Source organism: Streptococcus oricebi (assembly GCF_017883985.1).
In the GTDB taxonomy this organism is placed as follows: Bacteria; Bacillota; Bacilli; order Lactobacillales; family Streptococcaceae; genus Streptococcus; species Streptococcus oricebi.
Window position 1 is genome coordinate 139,961 of the sequence record NZ_PRDG01000003.1, and the last position, 21,957, is coordinate 161,917.

A 21,957-nucleotide genomic window follows, 5' to 3' on the forward strand; every position below is an offset into this window, starting at 1 on the left:
GGCTCAGATAGTTTCTATTTATGGCAAGTCCAGCTCTACCCTACGCCTTCCCTGGCTGCTAAAATCAACCTTGCCTTGGAAAAAGTCGATTAGATTAGCTTTTAAGGCCTCCTCTTGATCTGGATTCACAAAGAGGCTACAAGTAACCTTATCTGTAAACTCTGGCTCATGCTCCTCTAAATTTTCCTGCTTCAAGAAGTTAGCTAGCTCCTGATACTGACTGTAGCTAAGTGAGAGCAAAAGACCGACCTGCTCTTTGACTTGCACCAGCCCCAGCTCTTTCAAGGCCAGAGAAGCCGAGCCCGCATAAGCTCGAATGAGACCACCAGCCCCCAGCTTAATGCCACCAAAATAACGCGTAACGACCACACAGATATTGGTCAAGTCCTGCTTTTCCAGCACCGTCAAAATAGGGACTCCCGCAGTTCCACTGGGTTCTCCATCATCACTGCTCCTTTTGATTTGGGCTTTTTCACCGACGATAAAGGCCGAGCAATTATGAGTGGCCCGATAATGTTCTTTTTTGATAGCAGCAATAAACTCCCGAGCCTCCTGCTCACTGGTCACCCGCTTAACCGAACAGATAAAGCGAGATCTCTTAATTTCTTCCTGGACCCTGCCGTCCTGTTTGATTGTTTTATAGTCCATACTTCTATTTTACTAAATTTCTGAAAAAATAGTTGCTTTTCTGGCTTTTTTACGAATAAACAAGTATGAAATTAGAAGATTGTTGGGGTCGTTTATTTATAGCAGGCCAGCTCAATTCGGACCTAGAAGCCCAGGCTCATAAAAAACCAGCCTTGCTGACAGAAAAAGGACGACTCTTTTGTGGCCGTTGCGCCAGTCCTATCGATAAAAAGGAGAATCGCTTACCGATTGGGGCCTATTATTGCCGAACCTGCCTCCTTTTAGGTCGCATTCGGAGCGACCAAGACCTTTATTATTTTCCCCAGCGGGACTTTCCAAAAAAAGAAGCCTTAATCTGGCAGGGGCAATTAACCGACTGGCAGCAAAGAGTTGCTGATTCCCTCCTAGCCCAAGTCCAAGCAGGCCGGGATTGCTTGGTCCATGCTGTTACGGGGGCTGGTAAGACCGAGATGATTTATCCTCTCTTGGCCAGCTATCTCAGAAAAGGCCAGGCCGTCTGCCTAGCCAGTCCTAGAATTGATGTCTGCTTAGAGCTGCACCGCCGCTTAGTAGAGGATTTCAACTGTCCCATTTCCCTCTTACACGGTCAGTCAGAAGCCTATAGTCGCAGCCCCCTCGTGATTGCGACCACCCACCAACTCTTAAAATTTTATCAGGCCTTTGACCTCCTGATTATCGATGAGGTGGACGCCTTTCCCTATCTGGATAATGCCATGCTCTATCAGGCAGTTCAAGAGGCTAGCAAAAAAGGGGGTCGCAAGGTCTTTCTAACTGCTACCTCTACCCCTGAGCTTAACCGGCAGGTAGAAAGGGGACAACTCTGCCGACTCAGCCTCCCTAGGCGCTTTCATGGCAATCCCCTTACCCTACCCAGCAAGGTCTGGCTAAACAAGCTAGCCAGTCAGCTTAAAAGAGGAAAAGTCCCCCGTAAACTCCTCTCCTATATTAAGAAGCAGAGAAAGACCGGCTTTCCTCTTCTAATCTTTATGGCCGAAATTGAACGGGGGAAAAGATTGGCTCAAATCTTACAGCGACTTCTAAGTCAGGAAAAAATCGGCTTCGTCTCCTCAAAAACTGAAAACCGCCTGGACTTGGTCCAAGACTTCCGTCAGAAAGACTTGACCATTTTAGTGACAACGACAATCTTGGAGCGGGGAGTGACCTTTCCAGGACTAGATGTCTTTGTACTGGAGGCCCACCACCACCTATTTACAGCCAGCGCCCTCATCCAAATTGCCGGTCGGGTAGGTCGAAGCAAAGAGCGACCTAGTGGGCAGCTCATCTTCTTTCACGAGGGCAGCAGTCTGGCCATCGAAGAGGCCATTCGAGAGATCAAAGCCATGAATGAGGAGGCCGGTTTATGAGGGATTGTATTTTGTGCGGCCAAATATTTTCTAGCCGTCCCAGCTTCAGCCAGATTTTCCTGATAAAGAGCCGACTAGAGCTGGTCTGTCCCTCCTGCTGGGGTCAGTTTGAAAGAATAGGTGACCCCCACTGTCCTACTTGCTATAAAAAGGGAGAAAGGGAGGTTTGTAGGGATTGTAAAATCTGGCAGGATAAGGGGCAAGCCGTCCAGCATCAGAGTATTTTTAGCTATAATCCGGCCATGAAAGATTATTTTAGTCGCTATAAATTTCAAGGTGACTACCTCTTGAGGCAGGTTTTTGCTCCAATTTTCAAAGAAGGACTCCGCCCATTTTCTGACTACCAACTAGTTCCCATTCCCTTAAGTCAGGAAAGCTGGAAGGTCCGGGGCTTCAACCAAGTCACTGCTTTTCTAGAGGCAGCCCAGATAGACTACCACAACCTACTGGGAAAAAAGGAAGGTCCGGCCCAATCCAGCAAGACTAGAGAGGAGCGTTTGGCCAGCCAGCAGAATTTTTTTCTTCTGGAAAAGGCCCCGCTTTCCTCAAAAATTCTTTTGGTTGACGATATCTACACCACAGGGGCCACCTTACAAGGAGCCAAGCAACTTTTATATGAAAATGGAGTGAAAGAAATAATGACATTTTCACTCGCAAGATGAGGAAAAAATTTGCAAAAAAGGAATGAAAGCGTTATAATTATAGTATAATAAAAGAAAATTTTATGTTTAGAAAGAAGGTACTTATATGATTAAATATAGTATCCGTGGCGAAAACCTTGAAGTAACAGAAGCAATCCGTGCTTACGTAGTTTCTAAACTTGAGAAAATTGAAAAATATTTTCAACCTCAACAAGAGCTGGACGCTCGCGTAAACTTGAAAGTTTATCGTGAAAAGACAGCCAAAGTTGAAGTAACCATTCCTCTTGGCTCCATCACCTTGCGTGCTGAAGACATTTCTCAAGACATGTATGGTTCAATCGATCTGGTTACAGATAAAATTGAGCGCCAGATTCGTAAAAACAAGACAAAGATTGAGAGAAAGAATCGCAATAAAGTAGCAACTAGCCAACTCTTTACAGACGCCCTTGTCGAAGAAACTGAAGACGTTCCTGCAAAAGTTGTTCGTTCAAAACAGATTGATTTAAAACCGATGGACTTAGAAGAAGCCCTGCTCCAAATGGACCTCTTGGGACATGACTTCTTTATCTATACCGATGTTGAAGATGCCACAACCAATGTTATCTACCGCCGTGAAGATGGGGACATCGGCCTACTCGAAGTCAAATAAAAAAGCAAAGCAACTAATCAACCACCGGCCAAGCTGGTGGTTTTCTTCTTGGCTCTTAAAAAAGCTGGAGAAGCTCACAAATAAAAATCAGTTGGCCAAGGGCAACTGATTTTTTGTTTGATAAGTTGTCAGTGAACTAGTTTTTAAGAGCTCTTTTTTTCTTTCTTGAGAAATTTGAGAGCCTGCTCTGTCCAGATTGGCAAGCTCCTAGCTAGGGGAGCAAAACCATACTTGCGACGGTCGCTTGAAAAACGGTGCCGCTTGGGTAGGCGGTGCTTTTCTTCCTCCAAGGTCCGCATGGAAAGACTAGCCTTACGGCTAAATTCGTCAAAGTCCAAGACCTGAACGAGAACAGACTGGCCCACGGATAAGGTATGATAGATATTATCAATATAGCCTGTCTTAATCTCCGAGATATGGATGAGCCCGGTCAGGCCGCCCTCCAATTCAACGAAGGCGCCATAGGGCTGCAGGCCGGTGATCTTTCCCTGTAACTTGTCGCCTATCTTCATTCTTCGATAACCTCAATCCCTTCAATGACTACATCTTCTACTGGTTTATCCATTGCTCCTGTCTCCACACCAGCAATCTTGTCTAGGACTTGATAAGAAGCCTCATCGGCCAGTTGCCCAAAGACTGTATGCCTACGGTCCAGATGAGGAGTTCCTCCTTGCTCAGCATAGAGTTTGGCGATTGGCGCTGGCCAACCTCCTCGTTCTAATTCCTTGGCTGAGTAAGGAAGCTGGCTATTTTGAACAATAAAGAATTGACTGCCATTGGTATTGGGACCCGCATTAGCCATGGAAAGGGCTCCCCGGATATTATACAATTCAGCTGAGAATTCATCTTCAAACTTTTGGCCATAGATGGACTCCCCTCCCATACCAGTACCAGTTGGGTCGCCTCCTTGAATCATAAAATCCTTGATAATACGGTGGAAAATAACCCCGTCATAGTAGCCATCCTTGGCTAGGGCCAGGAAATTTGCGACCGTTTTAGGGGCTTGCTCGGGAAAGAGTTTCAAGTTCAAGCTTCCTAGATTGGTTTTTAGTTTGACACGAGGTCCCTCCTGGTCGGCTAAGTTTACTTGTGGAAAATTCACTTCTTTTTCTACCATTCCTAATTCCTCCAGGGCATGAAAAATGCCGTCTTCTTCTACTTTTTTAGTTACATAATCAGCCTTTTGCTTAATTTCTTCATGGGATACTTCCATAGCGATACTGATTCCTGCATAGTCAAATAATTCCAAATCATTGACTTGATCTCCAAAAACCAGCAAATTCTCTGGTTTCAGACCCAATTCCTCCAATACCTTGGCTACGCCAGCAGCCTTGGAGCCTAGCTGGGGAACCAGGTCACAAGAAATCGGATGCCAACGCACAAGTCGCAGCTGGTCTGCCAAGTTTTCTGGCAAGTGATTGACCTGGCGGTCTGGACTTTCAAAGGTCCACATCTGATAGACCTCCTGCTCCTGATAAAAGTCTGGATTGAGTGGTAAACCAGGATAGACAATATCAATAGCCTGGCTAATGGCTGGACTACGCTGGGCCAGGGCCGCCTGATGACTGCCTGCAAAACCATAGTCCAAGCCCTGCTCCTTGGCCCAGCTTATGCAGTCCTCCACCAGCTCCTTGGAAAAATGATGCTGGTGAATAATCCTTTCTTTTTTGTCCTCAACATAGGCACCGTTTAGGGTGACAAAATAGTCCGGTTGCAATTCTCGAATCTCTGGTACCACTCCATAGAGACCGCGACCAGTGGCAATTCCTGTCAAAATTCCCTTTTCCTTTAAGGACTTAAAAACCTGTTTGACTGACTCTGGCATAAAGCCAGTATTTTTCACGCGCAGGGTATCGTCGATATCAAAAAAGACAATCTTAATCTTCTTGGCCCTATACTTTAATTTTGCGTCCACAATTCTTCCTCTTTCTGTCATTTATGTCCTATTATACCACATTAAAAATCTTCCTGGGGAACTAAATGGTGCTGAAAGGCATAGACGACAGCCTGGGTTCGGTCATTGACTTCCAGTTTAGAAAGGATGTTAGAAACATGGGTCTTGACTGTCTTGAGGGAGATAAATAGTTCATCAGCGATGCGCTGATTTTCATAGCCCTTGGCCAAAAGGCCCAAGATGTCCCGCTCTCTGGCTGTCAAGTCTTCATGGAGCTCCATGTGATTGCGGTGGTATTGGACCTTTTTATTGACCTCGGTCTCGATAGCCAACTCTCCTTTGGCAACCTTGCGTACAGCATGCAGAATCTCATCGGCACTGGAGGTCTTTAGCATATAGCCCTTGGCCCCAGCCTCTAAAACGGGATAAATCTTATCATTATCCAGATAGGAGGTCAAAATTAAAATATTGGCTTCAGGCCATTCCTTTAAAATAGCCAGGGTCGCCTCGATTCCGTCCATCTCTGGCATGACAATATCCATCATAATCACATCTGGTCGCAGGGCCAGAGCCTTTTCCACCCCTTCTCGGCCATTTGAACTCTCAGCGATTACTTCCATATCATCTTGTAGATCCAGATAACCCCTGAGGCCCAGACGAACCATTTGGTGGTCATCTACTAATAAAATTTTCATCAAACTTAGAAACTCCTTCTTCTGTTTAAAGGGTTTTACCTTATCAAGCCTAGCTCTTAGCCTCTAGCCCCTCCAGCAAGGGAACTCGAATATCAATGGCTACCCCTTGCTTGGGAGCCGTCAAAATTTGGATACTACCAGCCATATCATAGACCCGCTCTTCAATATTTTTCAGACCATAGCTCAAGTCATCCTTCTTTTGATAGTCAAAACCAAGACCATCATCTGCCATTTTCAGCTGCAATTCATGCTGGTCCTGATAGAGATAGACATCTAGATGATTGGCCTGGGCATGGCGCAGGGTATTGCTGATAATCTCTTGAGCAATCCGAAAGATATGCTCCTCTATCTGCTTGGGCAAGCGCCCCACCTGATGCTGAAAATTGATTTCAATCTCACTGCGGTCGGTCAATTCCTTCAAAATAACCTCTAGACCAGCTACTAGGCTGCGCCCTTCCAACTCTGTCGGCCGTAAATGTAGCAGCAAAATTCTTAAATCTTTTTGAGCGGTATTTAAAATTCCCTCGATTCCTGCCAGCTGCTGGGAAATCTTTTGAGCATCCAGTCTATCTACCTGACCGGCCAAACCTGAAAGGATTAGATTGGCTGCAAAAAGCTCCTGACTGACCGTATCATGAAGGTCGCGAGCAATCCGCCGTCTTTCCTTTTCAATGATTTCTTCCTCCCGCTCCAGGACCTGATTTTCGGACTTTTGAAGATTTTCGGTCATGACAGTTAGCCGAGTCGCCAAGCGCTCTAGACCGCGATCAATCTCTGGTTGGTTGCTGGCTTGGAGGTTGCGACCAGCCAGAATGTTTTTGATATTTTTCTGGATACCAGCAACTGTCACCAGCTGGACAAATTTGATGATTAGTAGCATCAAAATAGTCAAGGAGAGACCTAGAAAAAAGACGAAAAAGACAAATTTTTCTAGCTTTTCCAAATTGCCCAAAATAGCCTGCCACTGAAAGCCAAATAGCTCAAAGATGTAGTGAATCAGAATCCCCAGGATAAGAAAGGTATAAAAGAATAGTAAAAAGTAATGAGCCTTCTTCATCTTCTGACAACCTCGATATTTCCAACCAGATTGCTCAAGACAATCTTGACACTCTTGCTGGCCTTTTGAAAATCGGCTGTCTTAATCGAGATAGTCTCATTACGCAAATCCCGAGCTGGCTGTTCTAGAAAGATGAGCTGGCCATAGAGACTATTAGCCTGGAGAGAAACAGCCACATCAACGGGAACAATGATGCGGGTATCCCCAAAGCCCTTGCGCAAAAGAACCACATTATCATGGTTGGTCAAAATAACTTCTTCTAGATGAATGGTATCTCGACCGGCCAGGCGAAAGAGATTGATATCATCAAACTGACAATGATCCTGGGCAGAGAGGTGATGGAGGTCCCCCAACCAACGATTTCTCTCCTCTTTCATGACAGTTTCCTCTTCAAAAATCAGATGGCTATCCTCATTTTCCCGATAGATATAGGGAAAGACCACAATCAAGCCATAAACCACTGCAAAGAGCACCGCCGCAATCACATAGGGATTGAGCATGATGATAAAAAAGAGCAAGATTGAGGCTGAAACCAATAAAACATTGGCCCTTTGGTGGCCTCGATAATAGTAAAACAATAATAAAAAGAGAACTAAAAGAAGGACAACACGAGAAAAATCGTTTGCCAAGATAGTCATCAAGGCCATGCTTAAAAGAATGGCTTCAATAAAAATAAAAAATTGGATTTTTCGCATCTTTGTCCCTCCTTCCTACTCTATTGTACCAAAAACTTAGAAAAAAACCTCAGCCTAGAGCAGGAAAAGCTGAAAAAAGATGAGCCAGTATAACTGACTCATCTTAGACCTTTATTCATTGTGATTAGAGCTGGAACTAGTCGTATCTGAACTTGAGCTAGAGCTCGTGTTGGACGAAGACGAGCTAGAGCTGGAACTTGAGCTAGAGCTAGAACTTTGGCTAGTTGCCTCTGACACATAAAGGGTAATCTTGGTTGTCTTAAGATTGACCGTTTCTCCAGCTGGGATTGATTGGGAGGTGACCATATCTGCTTGACTGCTGGTCACTGAACGATCGACCACCCGCTCGATATTGCTAGATGGCACTCCCAGAGAAAGGAGGTAGTTTCGAGCTTCTGCATAAGAATATTGCAGGCTGCCAAAGTTTGGCATCTCAATCGAAGTTAGGGTCTTAGCAACCTTGAGCGTAATCTTATTGCCAGAGGTCAAATCATAGTTTGAACCAGCTTCTGGACTTTGATCGATGACTACACCTGACTCGTATTCATTGGTTTCGACCTCTTCTAGCTTAATCAGTCTCTCAGGGACCTTATAGGTTTCTTTGAGGCTGGTTACAGCAGCGTTTGAAGTCTTACCAGTATAGTCCTCCATGGTGAAGCTTTGGGCTCCCTTGGAGATAATCAGATTCACTGTGCTATTTTCCTTGCGCTGGCTACCAGCCTTAGGGTCGGTCCGTACAACCGAACCCGAAGCGACCTTGTCACTATATTCTTCCTTTTCCTCACCGACCTTGAGGTTGGCCGCTTCAATGGCCGAGCGGGCCTCTGCCAGAGTCTTACCTGCAACATCAGGAACCTTGGTACTAGAGGGACTGAGCCAGATAAGGGCTACCAGGGCTGCCAAAACCAAGAGGACTGCTGCAAGCAAAATCTTATAGCGCATCCGCAGCCGGCGTTTCTTCTTGGGTTTAGGAGCTGGAGTTGAGGTCTTATAGGTCTGGGAGACCTGCTTGGGATTGTCATTGTTGGCCTTAGGCTTAACTAGGCTATTGCTAGATGTTACCGGGCTAACCTTGGGTAGGCTCTTTGTATCAGCCTTGGCCACATCGTCAAAGACTAACTTTTGCTCATTGCGTCGGTCCTCAGATAAACTGCTGGCCAAATCAACATACATGTCTGACACACTCTGGTAGCGATCTGTCAGCTTTTTAGCTGTGGCCTTAATAACGACATTTTCCAAAGCTTGAGGAACTTGAGCATTTTCCTCGATAATAGAAGGCAGGGGCTTTTGGAAATGCTGAAGGGCGATGGTAACCGCACTATCCCCGTCATAAGGGATATGACCAGTCAGCATTTCATAAAAGATAATCCCCATGGCATAGATATCACTTTGCACTGTGGCTTTTGAACCACGAGCCTGCTCTGGTGATAGGTAATGGACACTCCCCAGCATAGAGTTAGTCTGGGTCAGACTGGTTTCAGCAAAGGCTACTGCGATTCCAAAGTCGGTCACCTTAGCTGAGCCGTCTGGTGTCAAGAGGACATTTTGAGGTTTCAAATCCCGGTGGACAATTCCCCTAGTATGGGCTAGGCGCATGGCCAGGAGAATCTGACCCATAATCCGCACAGCCTCTTCATTTGATAGGGGGGCATTGTCCTTGATGTAACGTTTCAAGTCCAGCCCTGCTACGTATTCCATAGCTAGATACTGCTGGCCATCTTCCTCACCAATATCTGTAATCCGAACGATATGAGGATGGTCCAATTCTGACATAGCCCGAGCTTCTCGTTGAAAACGGGCAACCGCAATCGGATCCGTCTGGTAGTTGGTCCTTAAGACCTTAACCGCGACTTCTTCACCATCCAAAATCAAATCACGAGCCAGATAAACATCGGCCATTCCACCGCGGCCAATCTGCTCGATGATTTTATAGCGTCCGGCAAAAATCTTGCCGACTTGTATCATGCCTCTTCCTCCTTGTCAACCCGAACAAGAGCAACTGTGATATTATCCAAACCACCCGCATTGTTGGCAAAGCGAATCAAGGTTTGAGTCTTTTCTGCTAGGCTAAGGTCACTAGTCACGATATCATAGATTTCACTATTACTAATCATATTTGATAGGCCGTCACTATTTAGAAGCAGATAGTCTCCGGCTTCCAGGCTGACAATACCAAAGTCTGGCTGAATTTCATCTTTTTGTCCGATTGATTGGGTGATGATATTCCTTTGAGGGTGACGTTCCGCCTCCTCAACGGTAATCTGGCCAGCCTTGAGTAGCTCATTGACCAAGGAATGGTCGCTAGTCAACTGGGTATAGCGGTCCCCACGAATCAAGCCGATACGAGAATCCCCAATATGGGCATAGATTGCTTGCTGGTCGATTAAGACTAGGGCTTCTAGGGTTGTCCCCATTCCCTTGTATTCATCTCCCTGACCGATTTCATGAATCTTGCGATTTTCAGCTTCTAGATGTTGGGCAAACCATTCACGTACACCGTTGATCGTATCAATCTGCGTATCCACCCAGGCAGCTCCAAGGTCGGTAACAGCCATTTCGCTGGCAATATTACCTGCTCGGTGGCCCCCCATTCCATCAGCCAAGACCAGTAAGGTCTTGCCTGAACGATTGACAAATTGATTGGCGTAGTCTTGGTTATTTGTACGCTTCTGACCAACGTCTGTTAATAGTGAAATTTCCATCCTGTCAGTTTCCTCCTCTATTAAGATATCCTTTTAAACTGGCTGATAAAGAAGCCATCACTCCCATATAACTCTGGTGTAATCAAGAGACATCCGTCCCTTAGAATATCTTTTCTTTCATGTTCTAGTTTCACCTGCTCAAAATTTGGATGGTCTGCCAGGAATTTTTGGACCACCTCAAAATTTTCTTGCGAAAGAATGGTACAGGTACTATAAGTTATTATACCACCTTTTCGCAGACTTTGACAAACACTATCTAGTATATCCAGCTGAATTTTTTGCAGGGCCAAAAAATCACTGGCCTCCTTGCGGTATTTGACGTCTGGTTTTCGCCGAATGAGACCAATACCTGAGCAAGGGGCATCGACCAAAATCTTGTCAAAGGCATCTGGGCCAAACTCCTGATAAACCTTGCGAGCATCTAGCTTCTGGGTTTTGACCTTGTCTGCCAAGCCCAGGCGCTGGGCATTGTCCTCAATCAAGTCAAGCTTATGGTCATAGAGGTCCAGGGCTGTGACCTGGCCACTGGTCAAATACTGGGCCAAATGGAGGGTCTTGCCTCCAGGGGCACTACAGGCATCTAAGACCTGCTCATCTCCCTTTAGGGCTAGAGTCGGAGCAACCAGCTGGCTGGACTCATCCTGAATGGTAATCAGGCCCTGCTCAAACCAATCATGACCAGCCAAATACCCCTGTTCTTTGATGAGGGCTGAAGGAGCCAGAAGAGAATCTTGGGCCCCTAAGTCCTCTTTAATTTGCTCCTTGCGGCTCAAGTCAACCACCCTCAAACTAGCCTTATTGCGCTCAAAGAGACTGGCAAAAATTTTCAGACTCCGTTCCTCCCCATATTCCTCAATCAAGGCCTTGACCAGCCAGACAGGCAGGGAATATTGGATGGAATAGCGCTTGTTTTTGCGCTTGATACTAGCTGGGTCGCGCAGCTCTTCTTTGGTCAAGCGCCGCAAGAGAGCATTGACAAAAGGAGCTGCTGCCTGCTTTTTGACCTTGGCCAAATCAACCGCCTCATGGACCAGGGCATGGTGGGGCACCTTGTCCAGGTAGAGAATCTGATAGAGACTCATCATCAGAAGGATATAGACCCAGTCGTCCACCTTTTCTCGGTCGGCAATGACCTGGGCCAAATACCACTCCAGGCTAATCTTTCGGGCCACTGTACCGTAAACCAATTCGGTCGCTAGTTTCTTGTCTGCTGGGCTCAAACTACTGGCAGATAGATGTTTATTGAGGGCTAGGTTGGAATAGGCCCCCTCCTTAAAAATTTCCAGAAGGCTCTCTAGGGCGACAGAGCGGGCTGTTTGCTTTTTATTTATCAAAGAAATCTCCTACTGCTAAATCTCGGCCAGAACCATTTAAAAAGTCAGCAATGGTCATCTTGGGCTTGCCAGCTGCCTGTACTAGCTCTAGGGCTAAAGCACCCTGACCGGCTGCCACCAATAAAGACTTCTTAGTCAGGGCAAGAATTTGACCAGGTTGGCCCTCTCCTTCAGCTAGGCTGGCCTTATGAATCTTGAAACGTTGCCCCTTTAGATAGGTATGGGCGACAGGCCAAGGATACATGCCCCGAATCTGATTAAAGACCTGGCGATTGGTCTTGGTCCAATCAATTCTTTCTTCTGCTGGAGAAATATTGGGGGAGAAGGTCACTAGATTTGGATCCTGCGGTTGGGCCTCAATCTCTCCAGCTACATAGGCTGGCAGAACCTCCAGCAGCAAATCACGCCCCAAGAGGGCCAATCTGTCAAATAAGGTCCCTACATTATCCTGGTCGCTAATAGCCGTCGAGCGACTGGCAATCATGTGACCGGCGTCCATTTCCTGGACCATTTCCATAATGGTTACGCCGGCCTTTTCATCCCCATTGATTAGGGCATAATGAATGGGAGCACCCCCACGATATTTGGGTAAGAGCGAGGCGTGGACATTGACCGCAAAGTCCACACTTGCTAGTAAAGTGCTGGGCAAAAATTGGCCGAAAGCAGCTGTCACAATTCCTTGAGCCCCTAGCTGCATCAATTCTGATAATTCTGGACTCTGAGACAGTTTTTCTGGCTGATAGACAGGTAAGTTATGAGCCAAGGCCAGCTCCTTGACCGGGGTCATCTTGATTTCCTTTTTTCGGCCAACGGCCCGGTCTGGCTGGGTAACGACCGCTAGGATTTGATAATCCTGACTAGTCAATAAGCCCTCAAGAACCCTTGCTGAAAAATCAGGCGTTCCCATAAAAATTAGTTTAATCATCTTGTCCTCAATCTCTTTTTTCTTATTTTATCACAATTTTCAGCTTTTACTAAGGCTGATTGACTGTTAGGGCTGGATATTCTTCCCTCCTAGCTTAGGATAAATAGCCCCAACTGCTACTGCAAGTCAACAGCCTCCTTTCCAACAGCAAGCCAAGCATTCTCTTTCCTCCTAAATAAAACTTTGAGGCTCATTATCAATACTCAAGCGCAGGTCCTTATTTTCCCTGGCCTGGGTCCATTCCAAGACCCCATTAAGAGCCAGCTCGAGGCCTGCTTCCTGGCGGTACTTGAGTAAAATTTGATAATGGTAGAGATTATGCGTGCGGGCAATAGGCTTGGGAGTCGGCCCTAAAATTTGAATTTGCTCGGATAGATTGGCCCTTAAAATGTCCATAACCTCATAGGCCTTTTTAAGGACAAAATCCTCCTCTTGGTGGGACAGGGTCAAGCCGACCGTAAAGTAATAAGGCGGATAGGAGAGCTGCTTTCTAATAGCCATTTCATAGGCATAAAAACTCTCATAGTCCTGGTCCTTAGCAAATCGAATGGCATAGTGGTTGGGGTTATAGGTCTGAATCAAAACACGACCAGCTTTTTCCGCTCGACCAGCCCGACCGGCCACCTGGGTCAGGAGCTGGAAGGTCCGCTCAGACGAGCGGAAGTCTGGCAGATTAAGAGCTATATCGGCATTGAGTACGCCGACCAGGGTCACATTAGGAAAGTCCAAACCCTTAGCAATCATCTGGGTTCCCAGGAGAATATGGGCTTCTCCACGACCGAAACTAGATAGGAGCTTTTCGTGACTACCCTTCTTGCGGGTTGTGTCCACATCCATTCTAAGAATTTTGGCTTGTGGAAAGAGCTGGCTCAGCTCATCATAGGCCTTCTGGGTCCCTGTTCCGTAATAGCGAATACTGGTACTGGAACAGTTGGGACAGACTCTAGGAATGCCCTTACTAAAACCACAATAGTGGCAGTTCATGGTCTTACTATCCATGTGCAGGGTCAAGGAAATATCACAGTTTGGACAGGTGTCCACTGTCCCACACTCCCGACACATGACAAAGCTAGAATAGCCCCTGCGGTTGAGCATCAAAACAACCTGTTCTCCCCTAGCCAAGGTGGCCTCAATCGCCTCCAGTAAGGCCGGGGTAAAGTTGCTGGTCTCATTCTGCCCCAGATAGTCTCGAAAGTCCAAGACCTCCACCTGGGGAATCTGGGCCAAGGGATTGGCGCGCTTTTTGAGCTGTAAAAAATCGTAAACAGCCCGACTAGCCCTGGCTCGACTCTCCAGACTGGGAGTTGCTGACCCTAGAAGTAAGATGGCTTGATTGTACTGGGCCCGCAAAAGAGCCACTTCCCGCGCATGGTAACGGGGATTGCTGTCCTGCTTATAGGAGGCTTCATGCTCCTCATCAATGATGATGGCTCCGATATTTTTAAGGGGAGCAAAGATAGCCGAACGGGCCCCGACCACAATCTGGGCTTGGCCTCGCTCAACCTTGCGCCACTCATCGTATTTCTCCCCGTCAGACAGCCCCGAATGAAGGAGGGCCACTTGCTTGCCAAAACGACCGATAAAACGTTCTGTCACCTGGGGAGTCAGAGAAATCTCTGGCACCAACATAATGGCCGTCTTTCCCCTCTTTAAGACCTCCTCGATAAGCTGGAGATAGACCTCGGTCTTTCCGCTTCCTGTCACCCCTTCTAAAAGCAAGGGCTTGCTAGGCTGGCCGATTTTTTGCACCAGCTGCTGGACGACAAAGGCCTGCTCCTCATTGAGCTCTAGTCGCTTACTCTGATAATTCTTTTCAAAGTAAGCTGCTGCCCGATTGACCTCCCGCTCTTCCACTAGCAAGGCCCCTTGCTCAATAAAGTAATTGATGATAGGTCTGGAAAATTCCTGACCAAGGTCACTAGCCAGAAGCTCTTGCGGCTGGGCCAGAAGATAGTCCTTTAAAGCCTGTTTCTTCTTAGCTGCCTTGGGCAGCTCCAACTGAGCCAAGACCGCCAAATCCGGTCGATACCACTTTTCAGTCTTAATCTTCTTTTTGTCCAAGGCCTGATATTCTAGCCTGATTTTTCCCTTTTGAGCCAGACGCATAATCTGGGCCTGGCGGTCCTTGTCTAGGTCCGAGAAGTGCATTTTCTGCCTGCCCGCAAAAAGCTGGGCTTCCTCTTCAGCAGTTAGCAGGTCTGTCGGATAGAGAATCTTATCATAGCTGGAGTTGAGAAAGCCAGGTAACATGGCCTTTAAAATCGTGATTTTATAAGAAAAAACCGTCTTACGCAGTTGGTCAGCCAACCAGATTTGCTCTTGATTGAGGACCGGACTCACATCCAGGACTTCCACAATTTCCTTTAGCTCCTCAGTTTCTGCTACATGTTGTGAATCCTGATTAAAGAGGCCCAAAACAAGACCCTGAATCAAACGGTTGCCCTGGCCAAAGGGCACATGGACCCGCATCCCTACTTCCAAAAGGCCCTCAAACTGGCTGGGTACCAGATAGCTATAAGGCTTGTCTGTCTGCATCAAGGGGACATCTACAATGACCTGAGCTACTTGCATCTTTCTCTCCTTTCTTCTCTATTCTCAAAACCAAATCTACACATAGAAAACTTGATTTTTAACCACTTGATAAAAGGGAAGAAGCGAAAAAATAAGATTGAGATGCCTCAACCTTAAATTTTTTCACCTTCTTCTTTTTCTCTAGCAATTTGCGCCTTAATCTTGCGCTCTTCTTCTTCCTTGCGGAGGCGTTCTTCTTCGGCACGTCTGCGAACAGCCTCACGCTTACCTGCTGGATCCGGATGAATCACAACATTGCCAGACTCAATCTCCTCTAAGGCACGTAGAGTAGACTTGACAGACTTAAATTCCTGGGTCGCAGCTGCTCCTGCTTCTAGTTCATGAGCACGCTTGGCTTCTAAAATAACCAAAGAATACTTTGATGGGACCTTGTCCAACAAGGTATCAATAGAGGGTTTTAACATCATTTTCTTTTACCTAATTTCTAATTTCTTATCTAGTGGAGACTGGCTGAGCCAACATGTCCTGATAGTGGCCGATTACTCGCTCCACTCGGAAATGTTCGGCCTCAATCACTCTTTTGACCCGCTCGGCAGCAAGAGCGACCTGATCATTGACAATAGCATAGTCATATTCCCGCATCAGAGCAATCTCTTCCTTGGCCTTTTCAATCCTTTGGGCAATAACCTCGGCACTATCGGTACCGCGACCAACTAAGCGTTCCTGTAATTCTTCCAAGTCTGGCGGAGTCAAAAAAATAAAGACAGCGTCTGGCACCTTTTTCTTGACCTGGAGGGCTCCTTGAACTTCGATTTCCAAAAAGACATCAATCCCCTTATCTAAGGTCTCGTTGACATAGGTCAAGGGAGTTCCGTAGTAGTTGCCGACATACTCGGCATACTCTAGCATCTGTCCCTGGCGGATCAAGTCCTCAAATTCCTCCCGACTCCGAAAGAAATAGTCCACTCCGTCAACCTCTCCTGGTCTTTTAGGCCGGGTAGTCATCGATACAGAGTATTGAAATTGATTATCGCTACTCTCAAAAATTTCCCGTCGAACGGTCCCCTTACCGACACCAGAGGGGCCAGAAAAAACGATTAGTAAGCCTCGTTCCGCCATTTTATCTCCTTCACAGTCTTTTATCTAGTGTAACAAAAAAGGAGCGATATTTCAACTACTGTAAATGAATTTACTTATTTTTCGCTAGGCTTCATAAGCTTTTCAAAACGAAAGAAATCCTTACCGATTTCAACAGGTAGTGCTCCAAGCTGACCAGCTGGCGCATGTGGGTCAAGGTGGCTAGAATTAAAGAATTCCACAATTTGAAAACCGCAACGATTGACATAAAAATGGATGTTCCTTTTTTCATAATAAGGCGTATGGGTTTCCCAGACCTTGGTTTCTGGGTGGAGATGCTCCACAGCCTGCCAGATAGCCTGTCCTAGCCCCTTGCTTTGACAGCCGACCTTGACATACAAGAAGTCCAAGTGATTGCACCCCGTCTTTTCATCAATGACAAGAACAAGCCCGCCTACTTTTTGACCGTTTTCCACAGCAAAAAAGGCTTCTGAACCAGCACTTTCAAAAGATTGACGAATATCTGCCTCCGGCAAAATCTTCCCTTCTGACGGACCAAACTCTTGTTCAAAGCTCGTTTGAAAGGCCTCTTGGATCTCCTTGATAAATTTTTCTTCCTCAGCTGATGTGACAGGAACTAGCTTGATTTCAACCATTTTCTCCTCTTTCCCTTTAGAAAAAGAGCTGGGCTTTTGCCCTGCTCCTTTTCTTATTTAGCATAGTCAATTGCTCGCATTTCGCGAATAACCGTCACCTTGATATTTCCTGGATATTCAAGATTATTTTCAATCTTTTCTCTCACGTCATGGGCTAGGATAGTAATCTTGTCATCCTTAATCTTGCCTGGATTAACCATGATTCGGATTTCTCGACCAGCCTGCAGGGCAAAGCTATTTTTTACCCCATCAAAACTGTTGGCAATCTCTTCTAGGTCTTGAAGGCGTTTGATATAGCTTTCCAGAGATTCGCTCCGAGCACCTGGACGAGCGGCGCTGAGGGCATCTGCCGCTGCGACAATAACCGCAATGACACTTTCAGCCTCAACATCTCCATGGTGGCTAGCAATAGTATTGACAACAACCGGATGCTCCTTGTACTTACGGGCCAACTCAGTTCCAATCTCAACATGGCTACCTTCTACTTCGCGGTCAATGGCTTTTCCAATATCGTGGAGGAAGCCAGCCCGACGGGCTAGATTGGCATTTTCACCCAGCTCACCAGCGATAACTCCGGCTAACTTAGCAACCTCAACGGAATGGCGCAAAACATTTTGGCCATAAGAAGTCCGAAACTGCAAGCGACCCATAATCTTCATCAAATCTGGATGAAGATTGGGAGCCCCAATTTCATAGGCTGCTGCTTCACCATATTCTCGAATCCGGTGGTCAATTTCCTGGCGGTTTTTCTCAACCAACTCTTCGATACGGGCTGGATGAATCCGGCCATCCTTGAGTAGGGCCTCCATAGTCATCCGGGCAATCTCCCGCCGAACAGGGTCAAAACCAGATAGGGTAACCACTTCTGGAGTATCGTCGATAATCACATCGATTCCAGTCAAGCTCTCAAAGGTCCGAATGTTTCGACCTTCTCGGCCAATAATCCGACCCTTCATGCTGTCATCTGGCAAATGGACTGTTGAGTTGGTCTGCTCAGCCACATAATCACCAGCAATCCGCTGCATGGCCTGAACAAGAATATCCTTAGCGACCTTGTCTGAACGCTCCTTAATTTCCTGCTCGGCATCCCGAATCCGACTGGCAATTTCTTTAGAAAGCTTGGTCTCTGTTTGGGCCAGAATCATATCACGCGCTTCACTTTGTGAAAGGGAGGCAACCCTTTCTAACTCAGCTTCTTTTTGCTTTTCAAGCTCAGCTAGTTGCTCTTCCCGCGCATCAATGTGTTTAGTTTTGTCAGAAAGGCTTTGTTCCTTCTGGTCGAGTGATTTTTCCTTGTTGGTCAGGTTATCATCTTTACGGTCAAGGCTAGCTGCGCGTTCTGTCAAACGACTCTCAACTTGCTTTAGCTCTTGACGTTCAGATTTGAACTCCGCTTCAACCTCTTCTCGATACTTTCTGGCTTCTTCTTTTGCCTCCAAAAGTGCTTCTTTTTTAAGCGAATTGGTTTCCCGTTCAGCCTCTTTGATAATCAAATCGGCCTCCCGTTCAGCTTGTCCGCGTAAATTGGTTGCTTCTTGTTCAGCATTTAAAAGAGTAAGCTCTGCGGTCTCTTTTGAAGACTTCATTTTGGCCGAGATGCTTACATATCCAATGACTAAACCAATGATGACGGCAAAAACAACTGAAAGAATAAGTTCCATGTTTTTACCTCATTATTTAGTTAATATGAATTTCAAAAATTCTTAATTATTTTATCATAAAAACGTAAAATTCACAAATTGAAATTGGAAAAAAGGAAACGATTTCTTATATTATCTATAGGAAATCAGTCCCAGCAAGCCTTTGCCTTTCTTTCAGCCAGTCGGGGAAATTTATGCTATAATTTAGCTAGTAGAAAAAAAGGAGACAAGCATGACTAAAAAAGTTACCGTTGAAAGTTTTGAACTGGACCACACCATCGTTAAGGCCCCCTATGTCCGCTTGATTGGCGAGGAGACTGGACCCAAGGGAGATGTCATCTCCAACTATGATATTCGCTTGGTCCAACCCAACCAAGACTCTATCCCCACAGCCGGCCTCCATACCATCGAGCACCTCTTGGCCATGTTGATTAGACAAAGGATTGATGGACTAATCGACTGTTCGCCCTTCGGCTGTCGAACTGGCTTTCACATGATTATGTGGGGCCAACACAGTCCAGCTGAAATTGCCCAGGTAATCAGCTCCAGCCTAGAAGAAATCGCCTATAAAACCGAGTGGGAGGATGTCCCAGGCACCACTATCGAATCCTGTGGAAACTACAAGGATCACAGCCTCTTTTCAGCCAAGGAATGGGCCAAAGTCATCCTTGCGCAGGGTATTTCAGATAATGCCTTTGAACGCCATCTCGTTTAACTAGCCCAAGGCCAATCATACAACTACCTACCTATCAAAAAAACAAAAACCTCCAACTAATCCTAGCCTAGCTAGAGAGGGAGGTTTTTTTATGTATCACGACATTTATATCATATCCCCCAAAATAAAAAAGACAGCTGAACTGCCTTATCTAGTGTACTGCCCCCTGTCTTTTTAAACCAATTTATTCTTCAATTTCTCCTTGATGATTATATAACGAAAAACGACTGATAATCATGAGTTTTACGTCTCCATTATGTAATTGGACAACACTTCCAAGTGGTAAATATTTAGTCATGAGATTACCCTTTCCGTAAAATATGTATAATACGTATTCTCTTGTATAGATTAGAGGTGAATAGAAATAAATGAACTAATATATAAATTAGTATAACCATAAAATTACTGACATATAGAAAATATTTCATCTTTCAAATATGCCAATTAAAATTTGTTGCTTTGTTCTTTTCAATAATTTCAATAATTTTTTCTTTAACTATAATTTTCTTAGTATTTTAAAACGATTTACTAAATCTATTTGAAAAGTAAAAAGATAGAATAACGGAAATGCTAAAATAATAATAAATAAATTACTATTTATTCCTGTTTTCAAGTAATCAAAAGTATATATTCCACCTATAAAAGAAATAAATAAATCTATTCCTAGCAAAAGAAAAAAATTGCTTTTTTCTTTTGCTATAAAGTTATCCCATTCAAAATATCTTTTAGAATCAAATTTAATTATCTTTTCTTTATCGGGTACTTTCAATGCAAATTCTACTAAAAGAATAGATAATAAAAATATCACAAGGACAATTAAGATTCGATAAATTGGCTCAACTATGACACTAGAATTTAACTTTGCCATTAAACTACTAATTGCAATACTTGTAGCTGGGACTAGCCACCTAAAATCTGGAGCTGTCTCTTGCTTCATAGGCAACATATATAATTCTGAATGTTTTTTGTCAAAATAAATCATCTTATTGTCGAATTTTCCGATAGCTATAAATTGGCTCATTATTTTTTCTAAAAATTTTTCATCAATATTTGCAACATTCTATGCCGCTTAAAGATTTGTAAAACTACTACCATTTGATAGACTGCTGCAAAAAAGATATTAGCCAACACATAAAACATGATACTAGCTTGTCGTAGATAGTTTTGGATTGATAAAATTAGAGCAAGCGTGCATGAGGCGCTACCCATTAAAAGAAAGTAAAATTGAGATTTTGTTTTCTCCAAAAAAGCTTCCCATTCAAAATATCTATGATAATGAAATTCTTCTAAATCCAATTCACTAGGATTTTTAAGCGTTAGAGATAAAAGTAAAGCAATCCCAGCAAAAGACAAACATAAATAGAGCCATTTCATAAATAATAAGCTTGTGTCAAATGACCCCAACTGTCCCAAAAAACCACCTAGAAAGAGACTTAATCCTAGGACAAACCATTTAAGATTATATATTTTTAATGCTCCAAGTTGGCGACTGTATACTTTATTGTCATCAAAATCATAAAACAGCCCCTTGTCCTTAAAAACACCGATTGAAATCATATTTTTTGTTTTTTTCAATTAAACACACTTCCTAAAAAATCACTGACGCCCTTTACAGCATCGCCTACTCCATTCTTAATACCCTCAATCTGTTTTTCAAGATAGTCCTTTTCTTTCCCCTATTGTAGCACTTTCCCAGCCTTTTTCCTAACAAAAAGAGGCCACCAGGGCCTAGAAAATATTTGACTTTCTTATCGAGAAGTCTTTCCTTTAGGAAGGATCTCTTTCTGTTTTAAATACCAGTCTTGATACAGTTGAACAAATCGCTCTTCCTCCTCGTCGTGATAGCCTTCAAAGACAACCTTATCAATATCTTCCTGATTAAAATAGAAGAGTTGCTCGGGGTTAAGCCCCATAGGGTAAATCGCAGCTGAATAGTCAAAGAGAACTTCTTGATTATCTTGTGTTACTGTGACACCACGATTTAAAATCATTATTTTTGTCGTTCCTTCTTTCAAATAAAGAATGGTTCCAATTGGTAAAATCTTGTTCATTTTTTCTCCTTATGATTGATTTCTTCGATTCTTTCAAATAATATTCTTTTGTTAGCATAAAAAACGTTCACTGGAAATATTCCTAGAGTATACATAAAAGTTATTGCTGTGAATATTGTATTTATAATCAATAAAAATCCTTCCCGTCCACCGCTAATTAGCATATAAAAAATTAGACAAATCAAAATCATACTTATCAAGAAATAACACTCATAGTAACGTCTATTACTTGTTTTGAATATCATTTGATATTGTTTTTCCTGTCCAGTCAATTGACTAGCTGATTTTTTATGTATTATTCTAGCATAAAAAATAAAACCGAGATAAGTTAATAGAATTGAAATAAGAAATAGAGCTATTTTTATAAAAAGCCTTTGACTAATATCATTTTGGTTGAAAAAGGTTGTTAATAAGCTATCAATGATTTTCACAAATGGCTGTACCATAAGCACAATAGTCGCCGTTCCAAGTGTGGTTCTGGACTTCGCTTTTCCAAGTAACCTAAAACTATCTACAGTATTAGGAGTAAGCTCTATCATCTCTACCGAAATTTCATTCGGTAGGCTACCCCACAAATAACTTTTAGGGCTCATTGTACTTGTATCCATTAAATACTTTTTTCCTTCTGCCTCAACTATCTGGTAAGAAGCTAAGTTTGAAGGAATAAATTTTAAATCCATAC

Annotated in this window: 24 protein-coding genes; 4 read left to right on the plus strand and 20 right to left on the minus strand. The window is 44.4% G+C overall.

What is annotated here, in order from left to right; all coding sequences use genetic code 11:
• Nucleotides 1-18 precede the first annotated feature (18 nt).
• On the minus strand, nucleotides 19-648 hold the full coding sequence (locus C4K46_RS05695) for a YigZ family protein (RefSeq protein WP_209627928.1): 630 nt from the start codon (nucleotides 646-648) through the stop codon (nucleotides 19-21).
• 65 nt (nucleotides 649-713) lie between these two features.
• On the opposite strand from C4K46_RS05695, the gene C4K46_RS05700 reads away from it, so the two are divergent.
• From C4K46_RS05700 to hpf, 3 genes are all read left to right on the plus strand, one after another.
• Nucleotides 714-2,012, plus strand: a complete 1,299-nt coding sequence (locus C4K46_RS05700; RefSeq protein ID WP_209627929.1) for an ATP-dependent helicase ComFA — start codon at nucleotides 714-716, stop codon at nucleotides 2,010-2,012.
• Nucleotides 2,009-2,674, plus strand: coding sequence for a ComF family protein (locus C4K46_RS05705; RefSeq protein ID WP_209627930.1), 666 nt, complete (start codon nucleotides 2,009-2,011; stop codon nucleotides 2,672-2,674). Before C4K46_RS05700 ends, C4K46_RS05705 begins: the two co-directional genes overlap by 4 nt.
• 85 nt (nucleotides 2,675-2,759) lie before the next feature.
• Complete coding sequence (gene hpf / locus C4K46_RS05710) at nucleotides 2,760-3,302, plus strand: ribosome hibernation-promoting factor, HPF/YfiA family (protein WP_209627931.1); 543 nt, start codon at nucleotides 2,760-2,762, stop codon at nucleotides 3,300-3,302.
• Nucleotides 3,303-3,445: 143 nt separating this feature from the next.
• On the opposite strand, the gene C4K46_RS05715 is transcribed toward hpf, so the two are convergent.
• The 14 genes from C4K46_RS05715 to C4K46_RS05780 form a co-directional block, all read right to left on the minus strand.
• Nucleotides 3,446-3,814 (minus strand): S1 RNA-binding domain-containing protein, encoded by a 369-nt coding sequence (locus C4K46_RS05715; RefSeq protein ID WP_209627932.1) that lies wholly within the window; start codon nucleotides 3,812-3,814, stop codon nucleotides 3,446-3,448.
• Entirely contained in the window at nucleotides 3,811-5,217 is a 1,407-nt protein-coding gene (locus C4K46_RS05720; RefSeq protein ID WP_338059781.1) for a bifunctional Cof-type HAD-IIB family hydrolase/peptidylprolyl isomerase, read from the minus strand. Before C4K46_RS05720 ends, C4K46_RS05715 begins: the two co-directional genes overlap by 4 nt.
• Nucleotides 5,218-5,258: 41 nt before the next feature.
• On the minus strand, nucleotides 5,259-5,891 hold the full coding sequence (locus C4K46_RS05725) for a response regulator transcription factor (RefSeq protein ID WP_209627934.1): 633 nt from the start codon (nucleotides 5,889-5,891) through the stop codon (nucleotides 5,259-5,261).
• A gap of 49 nt (nucleotides 5,892-5,940) precedes the next feature.
• Nucleotides 5,941-6,948 (minus strand): envelope stress sensor histidine kinase LiaS, encoded by a 1,008-nt coding sequence (locus tag C4K46_RS05730; RefSeq protein WP_209627935.1) that lies wholly within the window; start codon nucleotides 6,946-6,948, stop codon nucleotides 5,941-5,943.
• Entirely contained in the window at nucleotides 6,945-7,643 is a 699-nt protein-coding gene (gene liaF, locus C4K46_RS05735) for a cell wall-active antibiotics response protein LiaF (RefSeq protein WP_209627936.1), read from the minus strand. The genes C4K46_RS05730 and liaF overlap by 4 nt, the downstream gene beginning before the upstream one ends.
• A gap of 111 nt (nucleotides 7,644-7,754) precedes the next feature.
• Nucleotides 7,755-9,608 carry a Stk1 family PASTA domain-containing Ser/Thr kinase gene (pknB, locus tag C4K46_RS05740; RefSeq protein ID WP_209627937.1) on the minus strand — a complete coding sequence of 618 codons (1,854 nt, stop codon included), beginning with the start codon at nucleotides 9,606-9,608 and terminating at the stop codon, nucleotides 7,755-7,757.
• The gene (locus C4K46_RS05745) at nucleotides 9,605-10,345 is read right to left on the minus strand and encodes a Stp1/IreP family PP2C-type Ser/Thr phosphatase (RefSeq protein ID WP_209627938.1); all 741 of its coding nucleotides are present in this window, start codon (nucleotides 10,343-10,345) and stop codon (nucleotides 9,605-9,607) included. The genes pknB and C4K46_RS05745 overlap by 4 nt, the downstream gene beginning before the upstream one ends.
• Nucleotides 10,346-10,365: 20 nt before the next feature.
• The gene (rsmB, locus tag C4K46_RS05750) at nucleotides 10,366-11,679 is read right to left on the minus strand and encodes a 16S rRNA (cytosine(967)-C(5))-methyltransferase RsmB (RefSeq protein ID WP_209627939.1); all 1,314 of its coding nucleotides are present in this window, start codon (nucleotides 11,677-11,679) and stop codon (nucleotides 10,366-10,368) included.
• Entirely contained in the window at nucleotides 11,669-12,604 is a 936-nt protein-coding gene (gene fmt / locus C4K46_RS05755; protein WP_209627940.1) for a methionyl-tRNA formyltransferase, read from the minus strand. The genes rsmB and fmt overlap by 11 nt, the downstream gene beginning before the upstream one ends.
• A 171-nt stretch (nucleotides 12,605-12,775) precedes the next feature.
• Entirely contained in the window at nucleotides 12,776-15,175 is a 2,400-nt protein-coding gene (locus C4K46_RS05760; protein ID WP_209627941.1) for a primosomal protein N', read from the minus strand.
• Between the two features lie 113 nt (nucleotides 15,176-15,288).
• A complete protein-coding gene (rpoZ, locus tag C4K46_RS05765) occupies nucleotides 15,289-15,603 on the minus strand; it encodes a DNA-directed RNA polymerase subunit omega (protein WP_209627942.1) in 315 nt (104 codons plus the stop codon).
• A 25-nt stretch (nucleotides 15,604-15,628) separates the two neighbouring features.
• A complete protein-coding gene (gmk, locus tag C4K46_RS05770) occupies nucleotides 15,629-16,255 on the minus strand; it encodes a guanylate kinase (RefSeq protein WP_209627943.1) in 627 nt (208 codons plus the stop codon).
• A gap of 74 nt (nucleotides 16,256-16,329) precedes the next feature.
• Nucleotides 16,330-16,869 carry a GNAT family N-acetyltransferase gene (locus tag C4K46_RS05775; RefSeq protein WP_209627944.1) on the minus strand — a complete coding sequence of 180 codons (540 nt, stop codon included), beginning with the start codon at nucleotides 16,867-16,869 and terminating at the stop codon, nucleotides 16,330-16,332.
• 53 nt (nucleotides 16,870-16,922) lie between these two features.
• Nucleotides 16,923-18,530 (minus strand): ribonuclease Y, encoded by a 1,608-nt coding sequence (locus C4K46_RS05780; RefSeq protein WP_209627945.1) that lies wholly within the window; start codon nucleotides 18,528-18,530, stop codon nucleotides 16,923-16,925.
• Nucleotides 18,531-18,741: 211 nt separating this feature from the next.
• Here C4K46_RS05780 and C4K46_RS05785 point away from each other — a divergent pair, with 211 nt between their 5' ends.
• Nucleotides 18,742-19,224: an S-ribosylhomocysteine lyase gene (locus C4K46_RS05785; RefSeq protein WP_209627946.1), complete on the plus strand. Its 483-nt coding sequence runs from the start codon at nucleotides 18,742-18,744 to the stop codon at nucleotides 19,222-19,224.
• Nucleotides 19,225-19,408: 184 nt separating this feature from the next.
• On the opposite strand, the gene C4K46_RS05790 is transcribed toward C4K46_RS05785, so the two are convergent.
• The 5 genes from C4K46_RS05790 to C4K46_RS05810 all read right to left on the minus strand — a co-directional run bounded on the left by C4K46_RS05790 (nucleotide 19,409) and on the right by C4K46_RS05810 (nucleotide 21,955).
• Nucleotides 19,409-19,522, minus strand: a complete 114-nt coding sequence (locus C4K46_RS05790; RefSeq protein WP_209627947.1) for a DUF4176 domain-containing protein — start codon at nucleotides 19,520-19,522, stop codon at nucleotides 19,409-19,411.
• 198 nt (nucleotides 19,523-19,720) lie between these two features.
• A complete protein-coding gene (locus tag C4K46_RS05795; RefSeq protein ID WP_209627948.1) occupies nucleotides 19,721-20,245 on the minus strand; it encodes a hypothetical protein in 525 nt (174 codons plus the stop codon).
• An 8-nt stretch (nucleotides 20,246-20,253) separates the two neighbouring features.
• The gene (locus C4K46_RS05800; protein ID WP_209627949.1) at nucleotides 20,254-20,799 is read right to left on the minus strand and encodes a hypothetical protein; all 546 of its coding nucleotides are present in this window, start codon (nucleotides 20,797-20,799) and stop codon (nucleotides 20,254-20,256) included.
• Between the two features lie 173 nt (nucleotides 20,800-20,972).
• Nucleotides 20,973-21,275 (minus strand): DUF4176 domain-containing protein, encoded by a 303-nt coding sequence (locus C4K46_RS05805; protein ID WP_209627950.1) that lies wholly within the window; start codon nucleotides 21,273-21,275, stop codon nucleotides 20,973-20,975.
• Nucleotides 21,272-21,955: a DUF443 domain-containing protein gene (locus tag C4K46_RS05810; RefSeq protein ID WP_209627951.1), complete on the minus strand. Its 684-nt coding sequence runs from the start codon at nucleotides 21,953-21,955 to the stop codon at nucleotides 21,272-21,274. Before C4K46_RS05810 ends, C4K46_RS05805 begins: the two co-directional genes overlap by 4 nt.
• Nucleotides 21,956-21,957: the final 2 nt, after the last annotated feature.